The sequence below is a fragment of the Bacillus sp. P4_D3 genome (assembly GCF_056401855.1).
On sequence record NZ_JBFUIN010001128.1, the window covers coordinates 1 to 783 of the forward strand.

1 protein-coding gene is annotated in these 783 nt (G+C 32.3%); it reads left to right on the plus strand.

Translation table 11 applies throughout. From position 1 onward, the window contains the following. Positions 1-8: 8 nt before the first annotated feature. Entirely contained in the window at positions 9-716 is a 708-nt protein-coding gene (locus AC1DTM_RS29765) for a phosphotransferase family protein (RefSeq protein WP_078181653.1), read from the plus strand. The last annotated feature ends 67 nt before the right edge of the window (positions 717-783 follow it).

The following is a 783-nucleotide window of genomic DNA, read 5'->3' on the forward strand; positions in this document are numbered from 1 at the left end:
GAAATGAATTGAATCTAGGAAATCCGATAGCCAAAGGAAATACGGCTGAAATTTATCTTTGTGATAATAAAGTTGTGAAATTGTTTAAAGAATGCCTCCCTAATACAGAATCTCTATACGAAGCACAAAAACAAAAGTATGCATATTCATGTGGTTTACACGTTCCTAAAGTATTTGAAGTTACAGAGATACAAGGTAGACAAGCTATTATTATGGAATATGTAGAAGGAGAAAGTGTTGGTGAGCTTTTGCTTAATAATTTGAGTAAAGCGGAGCATTACATAAGTATATGTGTTAGTGTACAACAAAAGATTCATGCGATCTGTGTGAGATCGGATGAAATAGAGCTGATGGAAAAGAGGCTTTATCGTCAAATTAACTCCGTACATGATCTGGATGAAAAACAAAAGGGAAATATATTAAAACAGTTAGATTCAATCACATTTGAACCTAGATTATGTCATGGTGATTTTCATCCGTTTAATTTAATTATGAGTAATGGTGATGTGAATATTATAGATTGGGTTGATGCTAGTTCAGGTGATATTCGTGCAGATGTGTTTCGGACATACTTATTGTATTCACAGAATTCAGTGGAATTAGCTGAAATGTATTTACATATATATTGCAAAAAAACAGGTCTATTAAGAGATGAAATTTTCCAGTGGGCTCCTATTATTAGCGCAGCTAGATTGGCAGAGAGTACACCTCTGTAAATAAAAGATGTTTTCAAGTATTTATTTTGATCCCTATTAAAATAGTGAATCATTTATTTTTTTACTC